The organism is Marinobacter shengliensis (assembly GCF_030297115.1).
In the GTDB taxonomy this organism is placed as follows: Bacteria; Pseudomonadota; Gammaproteobacteria; order Pseudomonadales; family Oleiphilaceae; genus Marinobacter; species Marinobacter shengliensis.
In genome coordinates, this window is sequence record NZ_AP028062.1 from 4,218,563 (window position 1) to 4,240,691 (window position 22,129).

The 22,129-nt window shown below is 53.3% G+C and carries 28 protein-coding genes; 7 read left to right on the forward strand and 21 right to left on the reverse strand.

The window, feature by feature from the left end:
- Positions 1 to 31: 31 nt before the first annotated feature.
- A complete protein-coding gene (locus QUE75_RS19280) occupies positions 32 to 538 on the reverse strand; it encodes a hypothetical protein (protein WP_061332058.1) in 507 nt (168 codons plus the stop codon).
- A gap of 185 nt (positions 539 to 723) precedes the next feature.
- Between QUE75_RS19280 and corA the strand changes: the two genes are divergently transcribed.
- Positions 724 to 1,794 (forward strand): magnesium/cobalt transporter CorA, encoded by a 1,071-nt coding sequence (gene corA / locus QUE75_RS19285; protein WP_061332060.1) that lies wholly within the window; start codon positions 724 to 726, stop codon positions 1,792 to 1,794.
- On the opposite strand, the gene QUE75_RS19290 is transcribed toward corA, so the two are convergent.
- From QUE75_RS19290 to QUE75_RS19305, 4 genes are all read right to left on the reverse strand, one after another.
- Positions 1,772 to 4,348, reverse strand: coding sequence for an EAL domain-containing protein (locus QUE75_RS19290; protein ID WP_286252629.1), 2,577 nt, complete (start codon positions 4,346 to 4,348; stop codon positions 1,772 to 1,774). The two genes, corA and QUE75_RS19290, sit on opposite strands and share 23 nt — an antisense overlap.
- Before the next feature lie 215 nt (positions 4,349 to 4,563).
- On the reverse strand, positions 4,564 to 6,333 hold the full coding sequence (locus QUE75_RS19295) for a DUF4394 domain-containing protein (protein WP_286252630.1): 1,770 nt from the start codon (positions 6,331 to 6,333) through the stop codon (positions 4,564 to 4,566).
- 187 nt (positions 6,334 to 6,520) lie between these two features.
- Positions 6,521 to 7,297, reverse strand: coding sequence for a substrate-binding periplasmic protein (locus QUE75_RS19300; protein WP_286252632.1), 777 nt, complete (start codon positions 7,295 to 7,297; stop codon positions 6,521 to 6,523).
- A 42-nt stretch (positions 7,298 to 7,339) separates the two neighbouring features.
- Positions 7,340 to 8,209, reverse strand: a complete 870-nt coding sequence (locus QUE75_RS19305) for a LysR family transcriptional regulator (protein WP_286252635.1) — start codon at positions 8,207 to 8,209, stop codon at positions 7,340 to 7,342.
- 94 nt (positions 8,210 to 8,303) lie between these two features.
- Here QUE75_RS19305 and QUE75_RS19310 point away from each other — a divergent pair, with 94 nt between their 5' ends.
- The 5 genes from QUE75_RS19310 (at position 8,304) to QUE75_RS19330 (ending at position 10,360) form a co-directional block, all read left to right on the forward strand.
- Positions 8,304 to 8,804 (forward strand): lactoylglutathione lyase family protein, encoded by a 501-nt coding sequence (locus QUE75_RS19310; protein ID WP_106693235.1) that lies wholly within the window; start codon positions 8,304 to 8,306, stop codon positions 8,802 to 8,804.
- A 353-nt stretch (positions 8,805 to 9,157) separates the two neighbouring features.
- On the forward strand, positions 9,158 to 9,409 hold the full coding sequence (locus QUE75_RS19315) for a type II toxin-antitoxin system Phd/YefM family antitoxin (RefSeq protein WP_106693233.1): 252 nt from the start codon (positions 9,158 to 9,160) through the stop codon (positions 9,407 to 9,409).
- On the forward strand, positions 9,406 to 9,660 hold the full coding sequence (locus QUE75_RS19320) for a Txe/YoeB family addiction module toxin (protein WP_286252638.1): 255 nt from the start codon (positions 9,406 to 9,408) through the stop codon (positions 9,658 to 9,660). Before QUE75_RS19315 ends, QUE75_RS19320 begins: the two co-directional genes overlap by 4 nt.
- Positions 9,661 to 9,797: 137 nt before the next feature.
- Positions 9,798 to 10,043 (forward strand): type II toxin-antitoxin system CcdA family antitoxin, encoded by a 246-nt coding sequence (locus QUE75_RS19325; RefSeq protein WP_286252640.1) that lies wholly within the window; start codon positions 9,798 to 9,800, stop codon positions 10,041 to 10,043.
- The gene (locus QUE75_RS19330; RefSeq protein WP_203301045.1) at positions 10,043 to 10,360 is read left to right on the forward strand and encodes a CcdB family protein; all 318 of its coding nucleotides are present in this window, start codon (positions 10,043 to 10,045) and stop codon (positions 10,358 to 10,360) included. The genes QUE75_RS19325 and QUE75_RS19330 overlap by 1 nt, the downstream gene beginning before the upstream one ends.
- An 81-nt stretch (positions 10,361 to 10,441) precedes the next feature.
- Here the strand turns inward: QUE75_RS19330 and QUE75_RS19335 are convergent, their stop codons facing one another.
- The 6 genes from QUE75_RS19335 to QUE75_RS19360 all read right to left on the reverse strand — a co-directional run bounded on the left by QUE75_RS19335 (position 10,442) and on the right by QUE75_RS19360 (position 14,784).
- On the reverse strand, positions 10,442 to 10,729 hold the full coding sequence (locus QUE75_RS19335) for a helix-turn-helix domain-containing protein (protein WP_286252644.1): 288 nt from the start codon (positions 10,727 to 10,729) through the stop codon (positions 10,442 to 10,444).
- Complete coding sequence (locus QUE75_RS19340; protein ID WP_286252646.1) at positions 10,722 to 11,033, reverse strand: type II toxin-antitoxin system RelE/ParE family toxin; 312 nt, start codon at positions 11,031 to 11,033, stop codon at positions 10,722 to 10,724. The genes QUE75_RS19335 and QUE75_RS19340 overlap by 8 nt, the downstream gene beginning before the upstream one ends.
- A 129-nt stretch (positions 11,034 to 11,162) precedes the next feature.
- Positions 11,163 to 11,399, reverse strand: a complete 237-nt coding sequence (locus QUE75_RS19345; protein ID WP_286252648.1) for a hypothetical protein — start codon at positions 11,397 to 11,399, stop codon at positions 11,163 to 11,165.
- A gap of 218 nt (positions 11,400 to 11,617) precedes the next feature.
- A complete protein-coding gene (locus QUE75_RS19350; protein ID WP_286252650.1) occupies positions 11,618 to 12,523 on the reverse strand; it encodes a toll/interleukin-1 receptor domain-containing protein in 906 nt (301 codons plus the stop codon).
- 221 nt (positions 12,524 to 12,744) lie between these two features.
- The gene (locus QUE75_RS19355) at positions 12,745 to 14,316 is read right to left on the reverse strand and encodes a transposase (RefSeq protein WP_286250329.1); all 1,572 of its coding nucleotides are present in this window, start codon (positions 14,314 to 14,316) and stop codon (positions 12,745 to 12,747) included.
- Positions 14,317 to 14,478: 162 nt separating this feature from the next.
- Positions 14,479 to 14,784 carry a hypothetical protein gene (locus QUE75_RS19360; protein WP_286252651.1) on the reverse strand — a complete coding sequence of 102 codons (306 nt, stop codon included), beginning with the start codon at positions 14,782 to 14,784 and terminating at the stop codon, positions 14,479 to 14,481.
- Between the two features lie 107 nt (positions 14,785 to 14,891).
- Between QUE75_RS19360 and QUE75_RS19365 the strand changes: the two genes are divergently transcribed.
- On the forward strand, positions 14,892 to 15,917 hold the full coding sequence (locus tag QUE75_RS19365; RefSeq protein ID WP_286252653.1) for an IS110 family RNA-guided transposase: 1,026 nt from the start codon (positions 14,892 to 14,894) through the stop codon (positions 15,915 to 15,917).
- 335 nt (positions 15,918 to 16,252) lie between these two features.
- On the opposite strand, the gene QUE75_RS20625 is transcribed toward QUE75_RS19365, so the two are convergent.
- The 10 genes from QUE75_RS20625 to QUE75_RS19410 form a co-directional block, all read right to left on the reverse strand.
- On the reverse strand, positions 16,253 to 16,672 hold the full coding sequence (locus QUE75_RS20625; RefSeq protein ID WP_396631675.1) for a GFA family protein: 420 nt from the start codon (positions 16,670 to 16,672) through the stop codon (positions 16,253 to 16,255).
- Between the two features lie 112 nt (positions 16,673 to 16,784).
- Positions 16,785 to 17,051: a hypothetical protein gene (locus QUE75_RS19370; protein ID WP_286252655.1), complete on the reverse strand. Its 267-nt coding sequence runs from the start codon at positions 17,049 to 17,051 to the stop codon at positions 16,785 to 16,787.
- Between the two features lie 111 nt (positions 17,052 to 17,162).
- Positions 17,163 to 17,705, reverse strand: coding sequence for a tropomyosin (locus QUE75_RS19375; RefSeq protein ID WP_286252658.1), 543 nt, complete (start codon positions 17,703 to 17,705; stop codon positions 17,163 to 17,165).
- Between the two features lie 83 nt (positions 17,706 to 17,788).
- The gene (locus QUE75_RS19380) at positions 17,789 to 18,454 is read right to left on the reverse strand and encodes a hypothetical protein (RefSeq protein WP_286252660.1); all 666 of its coding nucleotides are present in this window, start codon (positions 18,452 to 18,454) and stop codon (positions 17,789 to 17,791) included.
- A gap of 88 nt (positions 18,455 to 18,542) precedes the next feature.
- On the reverse strand, positions 18,543 to 19,418 hold the full coding sequence (locus tag QUE75_RS19385) for a toll/interleukin-1 receptor domain-containing protein (RefSeq protein ID WP_286252663.1): 876 nt from the start codon (positions 19,416 to 19,418) through the stop codon (positions 18,543 to 18,545).
- Positions 19,419 to 19,532: 114 nt separating this feature from the next.
- Entirely contained in the window at positions 19,533 to 20,126 is a 594-nt protein-coding gene (locus QUE75_RS19390; protein ID WP_286252665.1) for a hypothetical protein, read from the reverse strand.
- A 480-nt stretch (positions 20,127 to 20,606) separates the two neighbouring features.
- Positions 20,607 to 20,837, reverse strand: a complete 231-nt coding sequence (locus tag QUE75_RS19395; RefSeq protein ID WP_091640469.1) for a DUF6429 family protein — start codon at positions 20,835 to 20,837, stop codon at positions 20,607 to 20,609.
- A gap of 119 nt (positions 20,838 to 20,956) precedes the next feature.
- On the reverse strand, positions 20,957 to 21,262 hold the full coding sequence (locus QUE75_RS19400) for a hypothetical protein (RefSeq protein ID WP_286252673.1): 306 nt from the start codon (positions 21,260 to 21,262) through the stop codon (positions 20,957 to 20,959).
- Positions 21,263 to 21,353: 91 nt separating this feature from the next.
- On the reverse strand, positions 21,354 to 21,653 hold the full coding sequence (locus QUE75_RS19405) for a helix-turn-helix domain-containing protein (protein WP_286252675.1): 300 nt from the start codon (positions 21,651 to 21,653) through the stop codon (positions 21,354 to 21,356).
- Positions 21,646 to 21,960 carry a transcriptional regulator gene (locus QUE75_RS19410; protein WP_286252678.1) on the reverse strand — a complete coding sequence of 105 codons (315 nt, stop codon included), beginning with the start codon at positions 21,958 to 21,960 and terminating at the stop codon, positions 21,646 to 21,648. Before QUE75_RS19410 ends, QUE75_RS19405 begins: the two co-directional genes overlap by 8 nt.
- Positions 21,961 to 22,129: the final 169 nt, after the last annotated feature.

The following is a 22,129-nucleotide window of genomic DNA, read 5'->3' on the forward strand; positions in this document are numbered from 1 at the left end:
GCGCAGGGCCCGGCCATGGTCGGTTGAGTGATTACTGACCACCGTTGCGGACAGAGCCTTGCACAGCACCACGCACAGTGCTCTGTACCTCGCCACGGACCGTGTCAGACACAGACGTTCCAATCTGCTTGTTGGTTTCAGCGCGAATCTCGGCATTTCGGGCCTCATTCACCCGTTCGCGGGCCTGCTCACGGCGCTGGGCCGCGCTGTCTACGGCGGCTTCGCCCTGAGCCCGGGCCGTGCCGCTGACCCGTTCACCAACTTCAACGCCCATGGTGGCCGCCTGGCTGGCACTTTCACGAGCCTCCGCGCTCACCGTCTCACCGTGGTCGGCGGCTTCGTCACGGGCCGCATCGCCATCAACCTGCGCCTGCGCATTGGCTGAGCCGCTGCCCTGAGCCGACGCACCATCGCGGGCACTGGCCTGGGCGCTCATATTGGCCTCAGCCTCCACGTTCGCATTGGCGGCACCTTGCTGGGCGAACACGCCGGTGGAAACCAAAGAACAGATTGCGAGTGTCAGTACATGCTTTTTCATGGAAACATCCTCCTGTGTTTTGCCCTTTCGGGTTGCTTTCATCAGGAAGACGGGTGGGCAGCCAATGTATTCCGAAAAAATTCACCATTAATGCATTAACATTGAGTAACCAACGGTTTTTACGTTGTTTTTCCGGGTTTTGTGCTACGTTTGAATTTGAATCGTTACCGCAGGACACTGTTTGAATGGCCTATTTCAGCAAGCACTACCATGCGCCCGGCACCGCCCCTGGCACCCTGGTATCCTCTGACTCCGACCATAAGATGTCCATTCACCTGATCGACTACTCGGGTGACCATGTCGAAGAACAACGGCTGGCCACGGCGGAGGAGTGCCAGGACTACCTGGAGCGAGACTCCAAAACCTGGATTCAGATCAACGGCCCCGTCGATGCCAACACCCTGCGCGCCCTGGGCGATATGTTCGACCTGCACGACCTGGCGCTGGAAGACGTGCTTAACAGCGGCCAACGCCCCAAAATGGAACTGTATGACGACCAGGTGTTTCTCATCGCCGCCATGCCCATGTTCGATGGCGAGCGCCTGGAAGTGGTTCAGGTCAGCCTGTTCGCCGGTGCCGATTACCTGATCTGCCTGTGCCCGCTGGAAGAGGACCCGTTCGAGCCAGTCCGCAAGCGCATTCGCCAGCCCAACAACCGCCGGTTTACCTCTCGGGGTATCGACTACCTGCTTTACGCCATGCTGGACCTGATTACCGACTCCGCGTTCCCGGTGCTGGAAACCTTTGGCGATAAGCTGGAGGAAATGGAAATCGAACTGCTGGAGCACCCCCGCAAGCAAACCCTCACGGCCCTGCACCACCTGAAGCGGGAGCTGCTGATGCTCAGGCGGGTTCTCTGGCCCCAACGGGAAGCGCTCACCACCCTGATGCGCATGGAAAATTCATTGATACACCAGGACACCCTGATTTACTTCCGGGATTGCCAGGATCACAGCATCCAGATTATCGAACTGCTGGAAAGCTTCCGGGACATGGCCACCAGCATGCTGGATATCTACCTCTCCAGCATCAGCCAGAAAACCAACGACACCATGCGGGTACTGACCATCATCGCCACCATCTTCATCCCGCTGACGTTTATTGTGGGCGTGTATGGCATGAACTTTGAGCACCCGGACAGCCCCTGGGCCATGCCAGAGCTGGGCTGGTACTATGGTTACCCGATGGTGTGGGGGCTGATCATTGCCGTTACCGCCGGCCTGATCTGGTTCTTCAAACGACGGAACTGGATGTAAGCAGCCAGTCTTTTATCGACTCCAGTGGGGCTGGCCGGCATAACCAGAAGCCCTGCAACATATCGGCCCCCATGGTTGCCAGCAGCCTGGCAGATGCCTCATCCTCCACGCCTTCCGCCACCACCAGAAAGCCCAGGCTGCGGCCCATGGTGATGGCGGTTTCAGCGATGGTTCTTGAGCTGTCACTGGAACAGATGTCCTGCAGTAGCGACCGGTCCAGCTTGATTTCATCAGCAGGCAGACGCTTGAGGTACGATAACGACGAATAGCCGGCCCCGAAATCATCAATGGACACCTTCAGGCCGGAGCTGGCGAGCCGCTCCAGCGCCTGCAAACCTTTGTCTGGGTCGTCCATCGCTGCCGTTTCCGTAAGCTCCACAATGACATCGCCGGCCTGCAAGCCATAGGTCTCCAGGGCCGTCGCAAACAGTTCATCCAGGCCAGGAGACAGAAGATCCCGGGCCGAAATATTGACCGACATGGTCAGCCCGGGAGACACGCTCTGAAGAGATTTGAGGTCTGCCAAGGCCTGGTCAACAACCCACCGGGTGAGGTGTTTGATGACCCCGGTTTTCTCCGCCAGCGGTATAAACTCATCCGGCGGCACCCAGCCACGCTCAGGGTGAAACCAGCGCATCAATGCCTCGACGCCGACCACCTCACCCGTGGAAAGACGGATCTTCGGCTGGTAGTACAGTTCGGTTTGCCGGTTCTGTATCGCCTCTCGCAGGTGCGAGATCAAGGTCAGCCGGCTTTCATCATAGATGTCGTATTTGCCGGAATAGAACCCCGTCTCGAATGAGCCCCGGGGCGTCATCTCCATCGCCACGTGGGCATTGCGAATCAGCACACTGGCCTTTTTACCATGATCGGGGAAGCTGGCAGCGCCGTATTTCAGGTGCGGATCAATCGCCAGATGATCCAGTGCTATCGGTTGCGCCAGTTGCTTGAGGGCACTGTCCAATGCCCCAAAATCATCACCCGCCTTGCGGGCATCCACAAGCAGGCCAAAGCTGTCTCCGGAAATCTGATACACGCGCTCAGTCCTGCCCAGGCTATCCTGAGTGGCATGCACCATCGGCAATTGCCCTGCCAGCATGGTCATCTGTTCTGCCAACCGCTTAAGCAGCCGCTCACTGCGCTCAAGGCCCAGGGTCCGGTTAATCTCCTCCAGGCCGGTTACCCGAGCCACACCCACCATATAGGAACCACCCGGGTTCAGTTGCAGCTGTTCATCTACCATCCATTCAAAGCGATTTCGGTTCGGCAGGCCGGTGGCCGGGTCATGGGTCATGGCGTAAGTCAGGCGATCCTGGGCATCACGGCGCGCCTTTTCCTGGCGCAGAATATCGGCCTGGGCCTGAATCTTCTGCTCCCTTTCCCGGTACAAGCGGTCCGCCAGGGCCAGGGTAAGAATAAACGCCTCCAGCCCCGAACCAATCTGCATGGCGTAATTGGTAAAGAAGTTCTCGGGAAACACCCCCAAAGCCCGACCTGCCGTGGCCATGACACCCACGGTCAGTGGAGACCACGCCACGGTAAAAAAGATCCCGGCCCGAACCCCGGCGGCCCAGCTCACGGGCCCGGCAATCATCAACAGAGAAAAGAACACAAACGCCGAGACAGCCGCCAGCAGTATCCCCGTTTTGTAGTCCAGAAACGGTACCGCCAGAAAGTACAGAACCTCGAAAATCAGCATCCCTATCAATGCGGCCCGGAGCCGAGGGCTGTGGGAACGCACCCGCAAAAATTCCATACAGAACAAGATTGAGAACATCGCCAGGAACGGGATGGACAGCATCAGCACCTGGGCATGGACCGCCGGAAACGCCGGGTAGATATGCTGAAAGCTGAAACCTCGGATCGACGCAAAAAACACCAGGTAACCGAAGATCGCGAGGCAGTAATACAGGTAGAGCTTTTCCCTCAGAGTAAGAAACACCGCGAGGTTGATCAGAATGATCACGGTGAGGCTGCCAAAATAGAAAAACTGCAGCTTTTGCTCGACCCCGGCGGATTCGTAGAACTGATTCTCACGCCAGAGACTGAACGGCAACACCATGGTGCCTTCGGTGGTAACCCGAATGTAGAGGGTCTTTGCCTCTTGCGGGGCAAGCTGGAAACGCAGCAGGCTGTTGGGGTGGTCGACGTCACGGGGGTAAAACGGCCGGCGATCCCCGGTCTGGAATGTTCGAACCAACTCACCTTCGGCGATTACATGGAAGGTTACGTCATCAAGTTGGGAGTATGCGAGTTCGGCAATGAGGCTGAGGCTTTCTGGGGTATGGTTAACAACCGGAACCCGCAACCAGTAGGCAGACTCGGTAATGCCGAGGGTTGCCCGGCCGTTGGCCTGAACCTGCCATGCGGCATCTGGCAGCGCCCGGATTTCATCCAGCGTGGCGCGTGTGCTGGTGTCTTCCCAGTATTGAAACTGATGGCCGATGGCGGCGCCGGGCATGATGGTTACCGGCTCCATGGCAGCTGTACCGATCGGCCAACTGATCAGAAAAAGCACCAACCCCAGTATCCGCAATGCCTTGCAAGGGATCACCGACAGCAAACTCCCCAAATGGACGACACGCCCTTTTAGTTGTTATTTGCATTCAAGTCTAGCAAGACAGCGCAGGAACGGAAGATATCTGGCGGTATTTTGTGTAGTAATTTGTGTCGCTTCACATAGCCAACCCAGGCGCAGCTAGTTGATGGCCGTCTCCCCAAAAAAATAACCCCGGCACCAGGCCGGGGTCTATGTCCACAGGTTTCCTGTTAGCGCCCGGCCTCCATAACTTCTGGCTCGGGAATCACAACCGACATGGCGTTAACCGCCACGGGGTTGGCGGTTCCACCAATCGGACCAACCTGCTCAGCGGTTCCAGCCAGAAGGTTGAGGGTATACAGCGTGGAGCCTGCGCCGGTTTCCGTTCTAAGGGCCGCGTAGGCGGTGCCGCTCTGGGCAATGTCCATGGTTTGCTGAATGGCGCCATCCATCGGCAATGCCAAACCTTCCAGTAAGCCGTCGCCCACCGCCACCAGGGCGCCATCGTTAGGCACCGCAACCCGCGCCAGGCCACTGTTTCTGGCATCAATCACGTACTGGAAATCCAGGCTGGGGGTTGCACCCTCAAGCTGCAGGGGCGCTGCACGGTAAGCCACCGCCACGGGTACCGGCACCATGGTGTCACCCAGGCGAACGGTGCCATCGGCAAAGGCAAAACCGGCGGCGCGCGCTTCATCCGCCAGCACACGGCCTTCATCCAGGTTCACCCGGAGGTTCTGGCCGGCATCGCCGATGATTCGCAGCAAATCTGCACGGGGGTTGAAGTCTATGTCGAAGCGGGTACCGGACAGAGCAGTGGCAAGCGTCGCGATCTCCGTTGCCTGTGCCTCTGGCGGCACAATGAGCGGATCGCTTTCTTCCAGGAGGTAGATTCGGCCACTTTGAGCAACAGCATACAGACCATCCTCTGCGCCCTCAGGACTGGTGGTGCGAAGATCGAAGCCAACAATCACGTCGCCCTCAACCAAACCGGTGACTGGCAAGGTTTCATCATATTCCGCCAGCGCCATGCCCGGCATCGAGTCAGCCGGATTCAGCTCGACTATCCGTAGCACAAATTCATCGTCTGCGGACTGTTCGAACACAATGAACTCACGCAAGGCAGGTTCATCGGTAACATCACTCACCACCAGATCCATGTAGTTACCACCAGCCTCAGGGGCCGGCAAAGGCTTGATCAGGGCGGTGGCTGCGGTCTCCGGATTAATGCTGTACAGGCCAACACTGCCGTCCACCTCGAACACGGCGTAGTGCTCGTTCATACCGCCTTCGGTGGTAAACACGTTATAGCCTTTGACATCCACCGATTCGGCGTTCGGGAACAGGGCGCCAATGCGCGTCAGCAGGCCAACATTCGGGTTCTGCTGAAAGAAGGTGCGGGAGTCTGCGCTGATCACAAACATCTGCGTGCCTTCCTGCCCGGGATTCACATTGGTGTAGGCCGTAGCCACCACACCCTGGAGGTAGCCGAAAGTACCGTCTACCAGGGCTTGCTGCTGGGCGTTCTCAACCAGGGCCGGAGACCCCATGCGGAAATTCTGCCGGGCATCACTGATCAGGCGCAGGGCATTGGCGGCGGGATTGAAATCGATGTCGTAGCGGGCACCCGCCAGTTCGCCGATGCTGGCCGTCACCAGGGTGGTTTCTGCCGTCATGGGGTCAACCAGCACCAACTGCCCCATATCGGTCAGCGCATAGAGTTCACCGGAGGCCGGCCGGAAATCCAGCCCCACAACCGAGCCCGCTACATCCAGGGAGCCCACGGCCACAACCGTGGATGGATCAGACAGTGAGAAACGCACCAGGCAGGCGTTGTCTGCCGTCACCGCCAGCACATCGTTGGCTGTCAGCGCAGATAAATCCGCTTCAGCGTTGCACTGGAATGGCGTGTTTGCAGCGCCGCCACCGGAGCTGCTGTTACAACCCGCCAGCGCCACAGCGGCGGATAAAACCGATACGGTCATGAGTTTGTTATTCATCGCTCTAATCCCTAAGTTGATCGTAGTTTCTTAACCGCAAGGGATCGAAGAGCCATCAAACACAACGATGACCGCGCTCCCGACGCCTGCTCATCAAGCTACGGGGGCGGGATATGGAAAGTTTCAGTTCAGGTATCCGAGTAACGCGACGGGTTGGCTAATACAAGCATGTACGCAAGTAGGTGCCCTATTTGTCCTGCTCAATCGAGATATGCCGGTCCGGCGGCGGCAGGTTCGGTAGCATGGTGTCTACATCAACTGTGTAGGTAGAAAAGAACGCTTCCGCCGCTTCAATCAGAGCCGTCTCGGTTTTGAGGATACCGAGATAGACGGGCCATTCGGCGTCGATCAGTTCGGTGCTGTACCGGTGCGGATCGATGTCCAGCTGCCGCGCCATAAACCGGAACTCCAACTCGTTCATGACGATGTAATCGCACCGTTTGTGCAGAAACATGTCCATCATCTGATGGGCATTGTAGGCGTCATGGCGGCTCAGGTTGGTACCGACCCGCCGCTCGAGTTGATCGCTGTAAACAAACCATCTGCGCAGGCAGATGCTGCCCTGAAGGTCATCGAAGGAGCCCGGCTGTCGGCCAGGTTTCGCGAACACACGGTCACGCCAGGTTAATACCGGCCCAACGGCGTGCATCCGGTCCGGCATTGGCATCCACAGCGGGTTGGCGAAAACCGCATTGGCTCGCCCTTCTTCCAGCGCCCAGACCTGGCGGTTACGCGGCATCGGGTGGAACGCGACGGCGATACCGGCCTCCAAGCCAAAATTATTGATCACCTCGACCAAAATGCCCTTGTCCAGATTGTCACCGTAGTAAAACGGCAGAAAACCCTCGTCTGACCCCATAACCTGGAGTGTCTGGGTCGAAGCTGGAAGGGCCCAGAATAAGGCAATGATCAGCAGGCCTATTCTGATTGCATGCGCTTTCTGGCATTTCAGGATGCCAGCCATAGAGAAACCTCTTTGATGCGGCTTGTTAAATTTCAGGTTAGTCTAAAGCCACCTCTTGGCTTCAACTATTATAGTCTTCATTCTCGCCTGAATTGACCGATTCCGAAGGGTACAGAGATATAGCGTTTCGCTGACCGGGTTTGCAAGACGATGGACCTTGATGTGCTCAGACTTCTCAAAGGCTTCAACTGCGTGTGCAGGTAAGACAGTAAAACCCAAACCCATGCTCACCGGCTCCAGAATCAAACCTATCTGGTTTGAGAAACCCTTTTTAGGAAACAGGTTGCTGTGCTGAAACTCAGGGTAATTGGCACCAAGAAGCAAGCTGGCGTGATGATTCCCATCGGGGTGATCGATAAACCCGAGAGCCATCAGAGTATCCCAGTCCGGTTCCTCGACAGTAGCAGGTGTTACCAACAGCAGCGCTTCTTGCGCAACGGGCGTACAACTTACGTCAGCCAGGGTAGATTTCGACGTCATAAATCCGAGATCAACAGTCGACTTCGCGATTGCGTTTTCCACATCGGGATTTGGCGCAAACCGATAATCAACAACTAGCTTCGGGTGCTTGCTTTGTAGCTCCAACAGATGCGGATAAAGCTTCAGCCCGACACTTCCCGGCGACATGATGCGCACACTGCCTTCAAAGGGCGGATCCTCACCGACTGTCTGCTCCAGATTCGACAACGCAAAGAGGATGCCCTGGGCCTCGGTATAAAGCCTTTCGCCGGCGCCCGATAAAGAAAACTGCTTACCCTGCCTCACAAGCAATTCGGTACCGAGCTGCTCTTCAAGCTTACGTACATGCTGACTAACGCCCGACTGTGTCATGTGGAGGCGATCAGCTGTACGGGTGAAATGACCGACTTCCACCAGTGTGCAAAAGGTGCGTAACCAGGTCGTATTTATCATCACATTACGTAATCTTTTAGAGAACAAATGATAATTTTAACTAATTATCGGCCACATGTAACCTGCTCTCAGTCTTAACAGAGGAGGACAGCCAATGAGCAACGTGTACCCAAGAAATTTTTCACACATCGGCATATCCGTGCCGGACCTTGAGCAAGCCGTTAAGTTCTACACAGAGGTTATGGGTTGGTATCTGATTATGGAACCAACCGAGATCGAGGAGGACGACAGCGCCATCGGAGAGATGTGCACAGATGTATTTGGCGCGGGCTGGGGCAGCTTCCGTATCGCTCACTTATCGACAGGCGATCGGATTGGTGTGGAGCTTTTCCAGTTTAAAAACCAGACCAACCCGCAAGACAATTTCGAGTATTGGAAAACCGGGGTCTTTCATTTCTGCGTTCAAGACCCGGACGTAGAGGCACTGGCTGAACGTATCGTGGCTGCTGGAGGGAAAAAACGAATGGAGAAACCACGCTACTATTACCCCGGCGAAAAGCCGTACCGGATGATCTATATGGAAGACCCTTTTGGGAACATCCTGGAAATATACAGCCACAGCTACGAGTTGATATACAGCGAGGGTGCCTACTAATACTGGCCGAACCCATTCTTGGGGGCTTTCTGCCAAGGAAAGCCCCCGGAGTTCAATGCCGTGGTGCGGCCGCCCCGGTGGCTTTTCGGCACCGCGAACAATGACATTGATCGAGGTTCGGTATCTCCCCGTCGATTTCGAACTGCAAGCTTTCTCGCCTATTTTTAGCGTCATCAAGCAAGGCTGTTCCCAATGTCTAAAACTCCATGACCGCTTCGAACGCTTAACGCCTTGGCTCATGCGCCGGTTTGGAACCGCGAAACGGCGGAAAATCGATGCTGTGCAGCCGATTGTTAAACCCTCTGACGTACGGCATCCTGACCATGTTCAACATCTTGTACAGGAGCAACCTTATGGATGCCATCAGCTACACAGCCGCTAGAACCAATCTAGCAAAAACCATGGAGCAGGTCTGTGAAGACCATTCCCCTGTGATCATTACCCGGAGCAAGTCCCAGTCAGTGGTTATGATCTCTCTGGAGGACTACGAGGCGCTGCAAGAAACTGCATACCTTCTGCGCGCACCCAAAAACGCACGGCGTTTGCTGGAATCCGTTGCCGAGCTGGAGCAAAGCGGTGGTCAAGAAAAGGAACTTCTTGAATGAAATTCATCTTCTCTGAGAACGCCCGGGAAGACTATCTGTACTGGCAGAAAACCGACAAAAGGATTCTTAACCGAATCAACAAGCTGATCAAAGAGACCAAGCGAGAACCGTTCGAAGGTGTTGGCAAACCAGAGCCCCTCAAACACAGCCTCGCCGGGTACTGGTCTCGCCGAACCAACGAAGAACACCGAATAGTTTACAAAGTCACGGATGACGCTTTGCTTATAGCCCAACTCCGGTATCACTACTGATTTAACGCCTTGCCTTTGCGGCATGACGGAGCGCCAGCGCAGGCACGTCCGATAACAGCCATTGGTTAAATGCTTGCATGCGCATAGCGATGCGCATAAGATCAGATTTTGTATTCTATATCCTCTGGGAGGCCCCCATGGCCGAACTCTATAACTCAGCCGCCCCCAAAAAAGCAGCGAACCTCTCAATCAATAGCGATCTTCTGCGTAAAGCCCGGGAACTGAACATTAACTTGTCTGCCACCCTGGAACGAGCTCTGAAAGAAGAGCTCTCGAAACGCAAAGCCGCTCAATGGGTTGAAGAGAATCGCGCTGCGATAAAAAGCTACAACGATTTCGTCGAACAACATGGATGCTTCGGCGACGAATTCAGGGAGTTCTGATGGCACAGTTCGATGTGTACCCCAACCCAAGCAAAATCAGCAAGGCTCACTACCCTTACCTGGTGGATATTCAAAGCAGCCTTCTGAGCGATTTGGCAACTCGCATTGTTATCCCTTTGGGCAAACGTTCTGCCTTCGGTGGCGAAGCCATGCAAGGGCTCACTCCGGAAATCAGCTTCGCCGATCAGGAGCTGTTGCTGTTAACTCCACAAATTTCCTCCGTGCCTGAAAAACATCTCAAGAGCCCGATTGGCTCCCTCTCACATTTCAGAGACCAGATTGTTGGAGCTTTGGACCTGGCTATCACAGGCATTTAACGCAGAGCGCACCGGTGGCAAAACCATAGCGAAGTGAAGGTTATGGCATCCGGTGCATGGCTTGGTTACACCTCAATTTAGTCAGTAAAGCTGATTGAAAACTTCCGGGTGTTGCTCAGCAATGCGCAGAAGCGCAACTGCAGGCCCCTGCGGCTCACGACGACCCTGCTCCCAATCCTGAAGCGTTCGTACACTCACGCCCATAAGACCGGCAAATGCAGATTGCGACATGTTCAACTTCAGCCTGATCACTTTAGGCGGTGAGGGCTCTGATAGCTCATGGGTTCGTAGAGCCAATTTGCCCTTCTTGAACTGCTTTATTTCATTGATGCCATCAAGAATCTCTGCCCCAAGGTTCCTGTCACCCATTTTTGATTGCCTCCGCTATCTGCTTGAGCGCATGGCCAGGAATGCTGGCCCGCTCTGATTTACTGTACAGCGTGAGCATCCATATCTCGTGGTCAGACTTCTTCCAGTAGTAGATAGCTCTGATACCACCGCTCTTTCCCGAACCCGCTGGTGCCCATCGAACTATACGAACACCACCCGAGCCTTTGATTAGATCCCCGGCATCCGGCTTCTGCAAAAGGTAGGTTTGAAGCCCACGGTATTCCCCGTCCGTGAGGTAGTTCGGCAATAGCTTGGTGAACGTTGAGGTTTCGATGAATAGCATTGCCAAAACATACGGCATTGCCGTACGATCGTCAAGGCAAGATCAGTGAGGTGTAACGCCGATAATAAGCGGCGGCCCGGCAGGGGCGTCCGGTGGAGGCCGCAGGCCGGAACGAACTTAATTGACTGGTTAAATTTTCCCCAATATCCGATCTACTTTCTGTTCGAGTGGAATCATTTCACCTTCGCATTCGCGCAGCGACAATTCGATTTCGTCCAGCTCATCTTCTGACAGATTGGTGGATCGGGATTTTATCAACGCTGAGAGTCTTTCAAGCCGCTCCAAGATCAACTCAGCTTTGTTGCTAATTACCGAGTCTTGCTGAGGGTCCGGGTCTAACCTTACCACTTCCGCGTTTTTGCTCATGAAGGCAGATAATCTAGAGCGCAACTCTAGCGTCCTTACTCGAAGCCCCAATACACGGTCAGTTCTCCTGATGGTTAAAGAGCTACGATAGATCCGATATGAAATCAGCGTTGCTATACATGCGACTATTGCAGATATGGCGGCAATTATATCTGTTGTATCCATAGCAACCCTAAATTTAACGCCGCATTCAGCGGCTTGTCCGCTGGAATGCTTTGTTAAACCTCAACTCCAAGGATAACCTCAGAAAGCTCCCCTGCAATTTCTTGAATACTACTAATAGATGTATTTAATGCGACTTTGTCAGCAAGTGCTGGGCTGAATTGAATAACTTCGTCCTTGGAAATCTTATGCCATATGGGTAATATCATCTTATGCCCATTCATCTCTCTAACTACCATTGAATCCAATTCATACTGCGTCCAGTTTTTTGAACAAAAAGCAGCGGAAAGGATCACTGTTCCAAACTTAGACTTAACTAAACCGTGATCAATACTTTTCCTTAGACTATCACCCACTTTCAATGTGAATTCGTCATACCAAACTTTCACTCCCATATTTTCGAGAGTTTCAGCTAGAGGTCGAACAAATTCTTCTTTATCTTCCGAAGCATGGGATATAAATAGGTCATACTCTGTATCGGGTAAATCATTAAAATCACTAACACTACTCTGAGCCTCAGAAACCATTTCAGTAGTTCTTCGAATCTCAGCTTGCAGTTGCCTTTGATGGGCGAGCTTTTCTCTTTGTTGCCTTTTCTCTAGATCTGCTATTTTTTTCCTTTCACGCTCATCTATGGCGGCCTGCTTCTTTCTTTCCTTCTCTTCTTCTTTTAAAAGGTCTTGCTTTAACTTCAACAACTTACCTTCCTTATCTGATAGTTTTTTATGAAAATCAGATTTTTTAGCCTGACTCTTCGCTATCTCATTATTCTTTCGATCAATTTCAGCTGCTTTGCTTTTCAAAGTAGACGCAGGTGTGTTCTTGGTAATGCTTCGGTTTATTTGACCAATTCGATTACCTAAATCACTCTCTTTTTTTGTTTCCAAGCTGATTTTATGGTGAAGGTCCGCTATTTCCTTTTGGACCCTTGAGATAGCACTACTTATTGTTGCAATTGACATTTAAGCTCCATTTTTATCTGCTGGAAAGGCTTAACGAGGCTGTAGAAAAACCCGATTCCGAGCCTTCCCCAGCACCTGGTTCCTAAAATTTTCTTAGCGGCCATCAGTTAGCCGATTATCATCGTTCCGATGTTCAGCCATGAGTTTCAGCCCTTTTGACGGTGTCAGTGCCGGTATAGCTGACATCCAGCAGACACATTTGTAACCGCCTGATCCCGACATCACGCTGCTAACCGCCCGTAATTCGCCAACTTCTCAATATTGTGCACCAGGCAGTATAGCTGCCATTGGCCTTGCACCTTCTTCTTGCCTCGCAAGCTGAAGCGATTCAGCCGTTTGTTCGTGCCGATGTTGCCGAACACCGGCTCCACCACCGACATTCGGTGGCTGTATATCTCTTTGCCCTGTTGGCTGTCGACCCGGTGCTTCATCCAGTCCGTGTAGTTCGGCAGACGCTTGTTCTCAATGGTGAACGACACCTGTCGGCCAGACCCATTTCGGTGGTTAGCGGATGCAGGGTTCTGCATGCATTGGTGCTTCTTGGGACAGTGGCGACATTGCAGCAATCGACCTTCGAAGTGAACTCGGACCTTGCCATTCTCGGCTTCCCTTTGACCCCGATAGGTAAGCTCTTCGCCAGTCGGGCAGACGCAGATCAGGTTCACGGGATCGAACTGGAATTCACTGGCCGGAATGATGTCTTTCCAACCCTTGTCCGGCAGGTTTTGATGCCGCTTGCCGTACTTGTCTTTCTGGTTTGTGAACTTCGGGTCCCGGCTGCGGAACTGGTTGTCTGGCACATAGCCGTTGATCTGACGGTCATGCAGGTACTGCATGTTGGCCTCGTTGGCGAAGCCGGTGTCGGCAGTGACAATAGCGCCAGACTGGTAGATGTTGTCAGCGATACCCAGTTTCTTGAAACGGGCTTCGACGGTTTCCAGTACCGGTTGCAGGGTGTGATGTTCCTGGCCTTCGCCAAAGGCCTGGGCGTCGATGATGATTTGGTGTTTCTTATCCACCGTGGCGACCCCATTGTAGCCCTGGATCGTGCCTTTGCTGGTGGTCATCTTGGCGCTTTCGTTATCGGTGACGTTGCTCTTCACTTCCTTGCTCCGTTTCCCCCGGCCCATCCGTGGGCGGCTCGTCTTTAGGAAACGATCAATCTTTTTAGCGGCCTCATCCAACGACAGAATGGTCTTCGCTCGGCGGATGTCGCGGTCCAGTTCGGCCTCGGTGTCTGCCTCGTCCCGCTCGTAATGCGCCCTGAGGTGATGACGGATCAGTCGTCGCAGTTTCTCCCGCTTCTCGCCCAGCTCTTTAAAGGTGCCGGACCATTCCTTGGCCGCGTTGGAGGACATTTTGCAGCCGTCGATGGCAAACAGCTCGTTACCCAACAGACCTTCTTCGTGGCACACCAGCAGAACTTGTTCGAACAGCTCTTCGATCTCATCGGCGTGGCTGCTGACAAACTTGGCCAGGGTCGTGAAATGCGGAACGGTATCGCAGGAGAGAGCTTTGAAGATGATGTTGGTCTCGCAACACCACTGCATTTCGCGACTGGAGGTGATGCCCTTGGAGTAGGCAAACAGGATGATCTTCAGCAGGATGGCCGGATCGTAGGCCAGCCGGCCAGTGTCTTCGTTGCGGTACTTGGGATGAAACACCGCCAGGTTCAGTTTGTGCTCGATCAGGTAGTGCACCGCGTGTTCAAAGGTGCCGGGCTGGAGCTGTTCCTGGTAGTTGATGGCGACCATGGTGTCCTGGTCGTAGTTGTAGTGCTTGAAGCGGGGCATCTGACCACTCCTTGTCCGTTTGCCTGATCCTATCAAAACACAGGGTGATTTCGGGGTTTTTCTACAGCCTCAACGCGAAGGTAACCGGCGCCGGAGCGCCAGCGGAGGGAACCAAAAGCGGTACGCTTTTGGCGCCCGGTTGACCGTATGGTTATGCACTATTCAGTCGCCGCCGCCAGAATCACCTGTGGCGTCCAGGTCAACGGAATGTTTAGTTTTATCATAATCGGCCCCATCGTAACCGCCTGCACCATCGTTACGGCTTCTTCTCTTCCAGGCAGCATCGGATGCCATAAATGCAAATACACATAAGAGCACAGCCACAACCGCGGCCATCTTGTTGGTCAAAAGCACCTGATAATCAGCCAAATATCGAACTTCCTGCCGTGACAGAAAATTGAGCATCAACCAGCCTGCGCCAATTGAAAAAATCAGGTATCTCATCTCTAGCGGGATGTAGTGCTTCATATTATGGCCATTGCATAACGAATGATATGGACTCCCCCTGCTCCCTCGGCATCAATGTGCCACATTGAAGGTGTCGAAGTCTTCAAGCGAAAGCAGGAGGAGTCATCATGAATGTTACAACCATCGGTATCGATCTGGCGAAATCTGTGTTTAGTATTCATGGCACCAATCAATACGGCAAGGTCGTGGTTCGCAAACGGCTCAATCGCCCTAAGCTGCTGGCGTTCTTCGCACAACTGCCACCGTGCCTGATTGGCATGGAAGCCTGTTCCGGTGCCCATTACTGGGCTCGGGAGTTAACCAAACTCGGCCACGATGCCCGGATCATTGCGCCCCGCTTTGTCGCTCCGTATCGCAAGAGCAGCAAGAACGACGACAACGATGCCGAGGCCATCTGCGAAGCCGTCAGCCGGCCCAATATGCGCTTTGTTCCAGTCAAGACTGAGGACCAACAAGCGGTACTGTGCCTTCACCGTATTCGCCGTGAGTTAACCAAAGAGCGCACAGCCCAGATCAATCAGATTCGCGGGCTGTTAGCCGAGTTCGGACTAATTATCCCCCAGGGGCGCTATCATGCCCGACACCGGATTCCCGAAATCCTGGAAGATGCTGAGAACGGTTTACCCATGCTGGCCCGGCGTTTACTCAACAACATCAACCAGCGCATTCTCCAGCTCGATGAAGAGATCCTGGCCTATGACCGGGAAATCGAAGCCATGGCCCGGCGCGACGAGCAGGCCAAACGGTTGATGGCCATTCCCGGCATCGGCCCACAAACAGCCACTGCGATATTGGCCAGTGCGCCCGATCCCAGACAGTTCAAAAGCGGACGACACTTCGCCGCCTGGCTCGGGCTCGTACCCAGGCAGTACTCGACCGGAGGCAAGCCCCGGCTGGGTAGAATCACCAAGCGCGGGGACAAGTACCTGCGAATGTTGCTGATCCATGGCACCCGAGCGGTGATTGCCAAACTCGCCGACAAAAACGATCAACTCAGCCAGTGGGCCAAAGGGTTGGTGGAACGTCGCGGCTACAAACGAGCTGCCGTAGCATTGGCCGCCAAGAATGCCCGGATTATCTGGGCGTTACTGATGAACCAAACCGAATTTAAAACACAGCCTGTAGCAGGCTGATAAAGGGCACCAACGACAGGCAGAACACGCCTGCCAGCCGAGTCTAGCAACGGCAAGCAATGACGGAACGGTCAGACCGAGAGTGATTGAACCTGTTAAGCTTTGCGGCTGATATAAGCCGACTAACGAATGAGGTCATCACTCACACGCATCATCATCCTGGCCCGGGCAACAGTGCCCACAAAGAGGCCGAATGTAGAGCTGCAGTCTCAAACCGCTTCGAAATCAAATGGCGTTGCTTGACCGCAGGGGGAGTCCATGTAGCCTTGGTTTAGCGGCGCACATGTAGCGCAGCGAAATGGGCGTCCGGTGTAGGGCCGGAGGCCCGGAACGTACTACAACAATTTGTTAAGTGATTCCAAGCTCTCAGGGCCGCCCTCCAGTCGAACGCACTCAGCGGATTCTTGCTCCCATGGCGCAGCTGATTCTGTGTGGAGGTGAACAGAAACTCTCGATACAGCGAGTTCATCGAGCAAACCGGCTGGAACCCAAACCATCTCGGTGCCCCGCAAGCTATTTGGAACCGGACTCCCACATTTCGAACAAAAATCGCTCCGGAAACCACTTGGTTTTTGGTACGACCGGATCTCGCTTTGACCTGAGACCCAACGAAAACTGGAACCCTGCACAAACGTGGCAGCGTTAGCGGCAGCCCCTGTGGCCTTGCGGCACAGCGAGCAGTGACACTGATAGAGATTCCGTATCTCCCCATCAATTTCAAATTTCACGCTTCCGCAAAGACATTCACCTTGCATCGATCAATCCTTTGACACTTAACGCCAGCGCACAACGGCGCCCTTGGAATGGAGGCGCAGCCGCAATGTAAAGGGCGTCCGGCGGCCACCGGCCGCGTATTGATGCGCCTTGTTATAGCTTGGTCTTGAGGGCATGATCCACAGCCTCTTTTAACCAACATATACCGAAAGCTAACACACCACACACAGCGATCGCTTGGGCGTAGATCATCAACGCATCGGCAAAACCGTGAAACTGGATGAAGCCAGCGACTCCAGATTCTCCGATTACCTCTCCGGAATCGCTGTACTCCATTACCGGACCGACAGTGACAAACAGAAAATAGGTCCAGGGCAAGGCCAGACCGACAATAAGGCTTGTGAGGAGTTTCGATTTCAAGCTACCAACTGTCCCTTTGGTTTGTGGCTATAACGCCAGCCAGCATGCGCGGCTACGGAATGGAGGCAAAGCCGCAATGTAGTAGGCGTCGCCGTACCTGGCCTTGTTGGGCTACTCAGCAGGTATAGGAATGTTGAGTATCGCAAACGCCAGGAACCAAATGATGCCCGTGATGAAGCAACAGAACCCAAGTCCTGACATTGCCCCACTGATTTTATAGCCGTTGAGTCTCGGATGAAGCACGCCAACACGAGCAAAGATATTGATCAACGAGCCGATTGGGAACGAAATTATGGTCGCTGTAAGGAATATCCAGGCGAGAATCAGGCATATAATCGAATTTGGCTGCTCAGGAATAAGATTCCCACTGAAGGTTACAGTCAACCCGAGGACTGCGGTGGCAGTGCTCAGAATAACCGCTTCCAAGCTTTGATTGTCGCGTTTTACTTCATCGACAGTACCAACAAGTTGATCAGTTTCCTGAGCAATGCTTTGAAGCTCGGCTTTATCGTCCTCTACCCTGGTTGCCAACGCTGCGATCTGATCCGCTGTTGCACCTGTAAACTTTGCATCTCGTAAATCTTCGCAATGCTGGTCAAGCCGCTCTTCGAGGGATCGCGTTCGATTCTTCAAGCTTGTTATTTGATGTTCCAAGCCGCACCTCTCAGGTAAAGATAATCAAAGCCCAACGTTTGTAGCAGGGGCGCGACGTCAGGAGCGTCCCTTGCCTACACTGGTTAGACGCTCACCCGCGCCATAAACTCAGTCACCGAAGACAGTAAGTTCTTTACTTGATCTGCCGTGTATTCATCGTAATGCCCATGCGCAGCCTTATTACGTAAATCGAGCCAGCCTGTGATCATCTTTTGATCTAGTTTTGAATATATTTCAGCACGGGCAAGGTCCGCGTTGAGAGTGTCGGCCTTTTTTGGAATCTCTTTCCCGTCTCGGAAAATCACCGCCTCCATTCCATTCTTCAAGCAGAGTTGGCGAAGGTGCTCTTCGAGCACACCTCCACACATTACCGCCGCAGGATCCTTGTAACCCGCATCAAGCAGGTGTTCCGCCATTTCTATAAAGTCTGCAAATACTTCAGCGGTGATCAGGCCTTTGATGGAAAAAAGCCAGCCACCTCCTATTTCAGATCTTACTGCCCGCAGTACTGCGATGCACTTGTCGGCGTCACTTGGTCTAGATCCGTCAGCCCCTTCCTTTATCTCTGAAAAATGGGGATGAACTGATCCGTAGACCCGCTCTATGAAAGATAGTGACGCACTGCGGAAGCCACTCATTAATCCCGAATCAACGTACTCACCCCAGTCCGATCTGCGGCGACTAGCAAGAACCTCTTGCCCCATACTCAGAAGTTCGTCAACTCGATTTACCAGATCATCGACTTTCATAAGACTCTCTTGAGCGCTCTAACGCTTACCATCACCGGTGGCAAAACCGGAGCAAAGCGTAGGTTTTGGCATCCGGTGCATGGTTTGGTTATGTGTTTTGTTCCAAAAGTCTCGAGAACGGCAGGGGAACAGGCGAGGCCATGAATGCGGTTCCATTGTTACTTTGCTTGACGAACCAAATTCCCAAGCCCCATGTGTCCTCTATTCCGGCACCAACGAATGGAGGAAGCCACATCAACCTGATAGCCCCGTCGCCTTCCCAACCAGCACGTCTGAATTTTTCTTTTACTTTCTTCAGCGCTTCATCAAACCCCTCAACATGCCCAATCATGTCGTCAGCCCGCGGCATGTATGAGAGCTCATCAACATGCGAATATTCATAAACTGCAAAATCATTAATAACTTCAGGGTTGCTCAACTCTTCGGTAAATAGGCCAACATAACTACCCCCGAACTTTTCGATGAATGGCTCATCGTAAGGAGATTTCACAGGTTGCTCAGAAGGTTGTTCTGCCTCAACTTTTTGAATCGCATCACGGACTGCTGCAGCTACGCCGTACCAAAGACTTTCGCTGTCCGCCTCGCTCAGCTCTGCAACCGTTCTTTTGGGGTCATTAACGCTCTGAAACTGACTAATCTCTTCTATATCTGTAAACGCACATGGTTTTAGAACCACAGGAAGTATTTTTACGCCTTCCTCTTCGGCGCGAGAAAGCAGGGGCGGCAGTTCATTCTCCGCGACAAAATCAGACGCAAGAAAATCTGCTGATATTAGAAGAACCGCCGCGGCAGCTCTGTCTATCGCTTCAGCGATCTCTCGTTTCCATCTGTCCCCTGGGCCTATTTTCGAATCGGACCAAAGCTCGACCAAACCTTGTCGCTCGAACGGCCGCAGGTGGACTTTGAGTCGCGCCAGATAGTCACTATCACGATGACTGTAACTGACAAAAACTTGGTTTCTCATTTTTAAGCTCATAACTCCCTACACATAACGCTTTTGTTTAGCGGCGACTACGAAGCGTAGCGTAGTAGACGTCCGGTGGAGGGCCGCAGGCCCGGAACAAACTACAACAACTGGTTAAGAAATATGCCCTAGTAGCGCTCCGTAAATGACGATCAATACGCCAAACACCTGCTGCTTTAATCCGCCAAGGGTGGTGTTATCCAGTTTACCCTCGACACCTCGAATGCCAGCCTGATTTTCAGCTACTTTAGATAAAAGCTCATTTTTCACATCAGATACTAGGCTTTTGACAGCCTCTTCCCTCTGGTGCATTTCCTTGTAGGCTTCGTCAACTTGACGCTCAAGCTCCTCGACCCTCTCCTCCAAGGTAATCGCTCTACGCTTTACTCGACCGCTAGCTGAAGCAGAAATACCAATCTCGGCTTTCAAGGAAACTTGGACGGTTTTCGGCTTACTCCAAAGAGGGCAGTTTCGAAACCACTGTCCAATTAGCAACCAAATATTTTGGCCACGTAATGCAGCGAGGTTGCTGTCAATCGAGTAGAGAACCATCAGTCCGCCGATAATTTGGAGCCCCAATGAAAAAACCGAGTTAGTTTCTTCTATTTTTTGTGGGAATGCCTGCAATGACAACCGGTGCACTCCAATGATCAATGCCGCTGCCCAAATGGGCCAAGCATCCATAAACCATCGGTAAAACCGCTTCATATACGTTCCCTAATATTCTTAACGCTGAGCTTAGCGGCGCCCTTGTAATGGAGGCGAAGCCGCAATGAAAAGGGCGTCCGGCGGCCAACGGCCGCGTACTACAGCGACTGGTTAAATGCCGCTTACCCGGTGTTCTATTTTGGCACCCAATTCAGAATGCCGACTCCACGATAGCTTGTACCAGCGTGACCCATTGCGCCAGGAACCAGAACACCGAATGGGCAGAAACTGCCCGATGAAGGCGCCGGATTGCCCCGCGACCTGAACACCAAATTACCGGCCACAACCGTTGCCAAACTGAGGGCTGTTTTCTGCCTGCAGGCAACGGCCAAAAGTGCGGCCAAACACGCAACCAAAGAACACCGAAGCAAGGCCTTTAACGCTGATGGTAACCGGCGCCGGAGCGCAGCGTAGGGAACCAAAAGCGGTACGCTTTTGGCGTCCGGTTGACCGCTTGGTTAAAAGACCTGGCATCCAAGTTCACGAGTCCTTGGCGAAAAGTTTCTGGAACAGGCGCTCTGACTCTTTTAGACCGTCCTCAGTGAACAGGACAGACTTGGCCTTACCAACCGGGTTCTCAATGAGACCCTTTTCATGAAGCCTATTCATGGCATCCCAATCAAAAGATTTCCACGCCCGACCACCGTCATGCAAAGTCAGGTACAGCAAAGCCAATACGGCCTCATCGATTTTCTCTTCATCAATCTCCATGGCTCATCCTCTGGTGATGTGCCCTTTTAACGCGAAGGTAACCGGCGCCGGAGCGCCAGCGGAGGGAACCAAAAGCGGCACGCTTTTGGCGTCCGGTTGACCGTATGGTTATGCATTATTCAGTCGCCGCCACCAGAATCACCTGTAGATCCCAGGTCAACGGAATGTTTAGTTTTATCATAGTCGGCCCCATCGTAACCGCCTGCACCTTCGTTACGGCTTCTTCTCTTCCAGGCTGCATCGGATGCCATAAATGCAAATACACATAAGAGCACAGCCACAACCGCCGCCATCTTGTTGGTCAAAAGCTCCTGATAATCAGCCAAATATCGAACTTCCTTCCGCGACAGAAAATTGAGCATCAACCAGCCTGCGCCAATTGAAAAAATCAGGTATCTCATCTCTAACGGGATGTAGTGCTTCATACTATGGCCATTGCATAACGCCCGCCAACATGCGCGGCTACGAAATGAAGGCGAAGCCGCAATGCAGTAGGCGTCGCCGTGATTGGCCTTGTTAACCCCTGAGCTCGAGGTCTTCCCGAATCACCTCCGGATGGCGAAACGCAATCTCGATGAGCGCTTTTGCCGGCCCGGAAGGTTTACGTCGCCCCTGCTCCCATTCCTGTAGCGTGCGCGGGGAAATGTGGAGCACCTCGGCAAACTCTCGTTGTGTAAGGCCAGTCTTGCCGCGCGCCTCTGCGACCTCATTTGGCTCCACACGACTGACTCGTGCGGCTTTGCCTGCTTTCATTTCTTTAACAGATTGGAGCAGCTTGTTACCAAGCTCCTCAGCACTCAGAGTCCCATTACTCATTTTCCAATACCTCACGAATCGACTTCAGGATATGCGCGGGTATGCTCTCCTTGACGGCCTTCTTGTAGATCATCAACAACCAGATCTCACCATTTGCCAATCTGGTGAAGTAGATGACTCGCACTCCACCACGCTTCCCTGAACCCGCCACCGACCAACGAACCTTTCTACATCCACCGCTACCTGGAATGGGATCGCCAATTTCCGGATTGGCTGCCAGCCAGGCAAAGAACGCATTCCGTTCCTCCTCAGTCCAGATCTTTCTGGCATCTGATTCGAATGTAGGGGTTTCGATGATGGTAAACATGATGATCAATATACGTCATTGACGGAGTTTTGCAAGGTGGCGGGTGGAAGGGTTAACAGTGAATTATACGAACACGTTCGTATATCCCGCGTTCGTATAACTCCACCCAAAACGCGCCCAAAATTTCATTCTTTTTCTAACAAGAACAGAAGGTTAACAGAAGTGACCA

Bases quoted from the DNA above. Each gene is read 5' to 3' on its own strand.
- QUE75_RS19280 (WP_061332058.1), bottom strand. From the start codon at position 538: ATGAAAAAGCATGTACTGACACTCGCAATCTGTTCTTTGGTTTCCACC.
- corA (WP_061332060.1), top strand. From the start codon at position 724: ATGGCCTATTTCAGCAAGCACTACCATGCGCCCGGCACCGCCCCTGGC.
- QUE75_RS19295 (WP_286252630.1), bottom strand. From the start codon at position 6,333: ATGAATAACAAACTCATGACCGTATCGGTTTTATCCGCCGCTGTGGCG.
- QUE75_RS19300 (WP_286252632.1), bottom strand. From the start codon at position 7,297: ATGGCTGGCATCCTGAAATGCCAGAAAGCGCATGCAATCAGAATAGGC.
- QUE75_RS19305 (WP_286252635.1), bottom strand. From the start codon at position 8,209: ATGATAAATACGACCTGGTTACGCACCTTTTGCACACTGGTGGAAGTC.
- QUE75_RS19310 (WP_106693235.1), top strand. From the start codon at position 8,304: ATGAGCAACGTGTACCCAAGAAATTTTTCACACATCGGCATATCCGTG.
- QUE75_RS19315 (WP_106693233.1), top strand. From the start codon at position 9,158: ATGGATGCCATCAGCTACACAGCCGCTAGAACCAATCTAGCAAAAACC.
- QUE75_RS19320 (WP_286252638.1), top strand. From the start codon at position 9,406: ATGAAATTCATCTTCTCTGAGAACGCCCGGGAAGACTATCTGTACTGG.
- QUE75_RS19325 (WP_286252640.1), top strand. From the start codon at position 9,798: ATGGCCGAACTCTATAACTCAGCCGCCCCCAAAAAAGCAGCGAACCTC.
- QUE75_RS19330 (WP_203301045.1), top strand. From the start codon at position 10,043: ATGGCACAGTTCGATGTGTACCCCAACCCAAGCAAAATCAGCAAGGCT.
- QUE75_RS19335 (WP_286252644.1), bottom strand. From the start codon at position 10,729: ATGGGTGACAGGAACCTTGGGGCAGAGATTCTTGATGGCATCAATGAA.
- QUE75_RS19340 (WP_286252646.1), bottom strand. From the start codon at position 11,033: ATGCTATTCATCGAAACCTCAACGTTCACCAAGCTATTGCCGAACTAC.
- QUE75_RS19345 (WP_286252648.1), bottom strand. From the start codon at position 11,399: ATGAGCAAAAACGCGGAAGTGGTAAGGTTAGACCCGGACCCTCAGCAA.
- QUE75_RS19350 (WP_286252650.1), bottom strand. From the start codon at position 12,523: ATGTCAATTGCAACAATAAGTAGTGCTATCTCAAGGGTCCAAAAGGAA.
- QUE75_RS19355 (WP_286250329.1), bottom strand. From the start codon at position 14,316: ATGCCCCGCTTCAAGCACTACAACTACGACCAGGACACCATGGTCGCC.
- QUE75_RS19360 (WP_286252651.1), bottom strand. From the start codon at position 14,784: ATGAAGCACTACATCCCGCTAGAGATGAGATACCTGATTTTTTCAATT.
- QUE75_RS19365 (WP_286252653.1), top strand. From the start codon at position 14,892: ATGAATGTTACAACCATCGGTATCGATCTGGCGAAATCTGTGTTTAGT.
- QUE75_RS20625 (WP_396631675.1), bottom strand. From the start codon at position 16,672: ATGCAAGGTGAATGTCTTTGCGGAAGCGTGAAATTTGAAATTGATGGG.
- QUE75_RS19380 (WP_286252660.1), bottom strand. From the start codon at position 18,454: ATGAAAGTCGATGATCTGGTAAATCGAGTTGACGAACTTCTGAGTATG.
- QUE75_RS19385 (WP_286252663.1), bottom strand. From the start codon at position 19,418: ATGAGAAACCAAGTTTTTGTCAGTTACAGTCATCGTGATAGTGACTAT.
- QUE75_RS19390 (WP_286252665.1), bottom strand. From the start codon at position 20,126: ATGAAGCGGTTTTACCGATGGTTTATGGATGCTTGGCCCATTTGGGCA.
- QUE75_RS19395 (WP_091640469.1), bottom strand. From the start codon at position 20,837: ATGGAGATTGATGAAGAGAAAATCGATGAGGCCGTATTGGCTTTGCTG.
- QUE75_RS19400 (WP_286252673.1), bottom strand. From the start codon at position 21,262: ATGAAGCACTACATCCCGTTAGAGATGAGATACCTGATTTTTTCAATT.
- QUE75_RS19405 (WP_286252675.1), bottom strand. From the start codon at position 21,653: ATGAGTAATGGGACTCTGAGTGCTGAGGAGCTTGGTAACAAGCTGCTC.
- QUE75_RS19410 (WP_286252678.1), bottom strand. From the start codon at position 21,960: ATGTTTACCATCATCGAAACCCCTACATTCGAATCAGATGCCAGAAAG.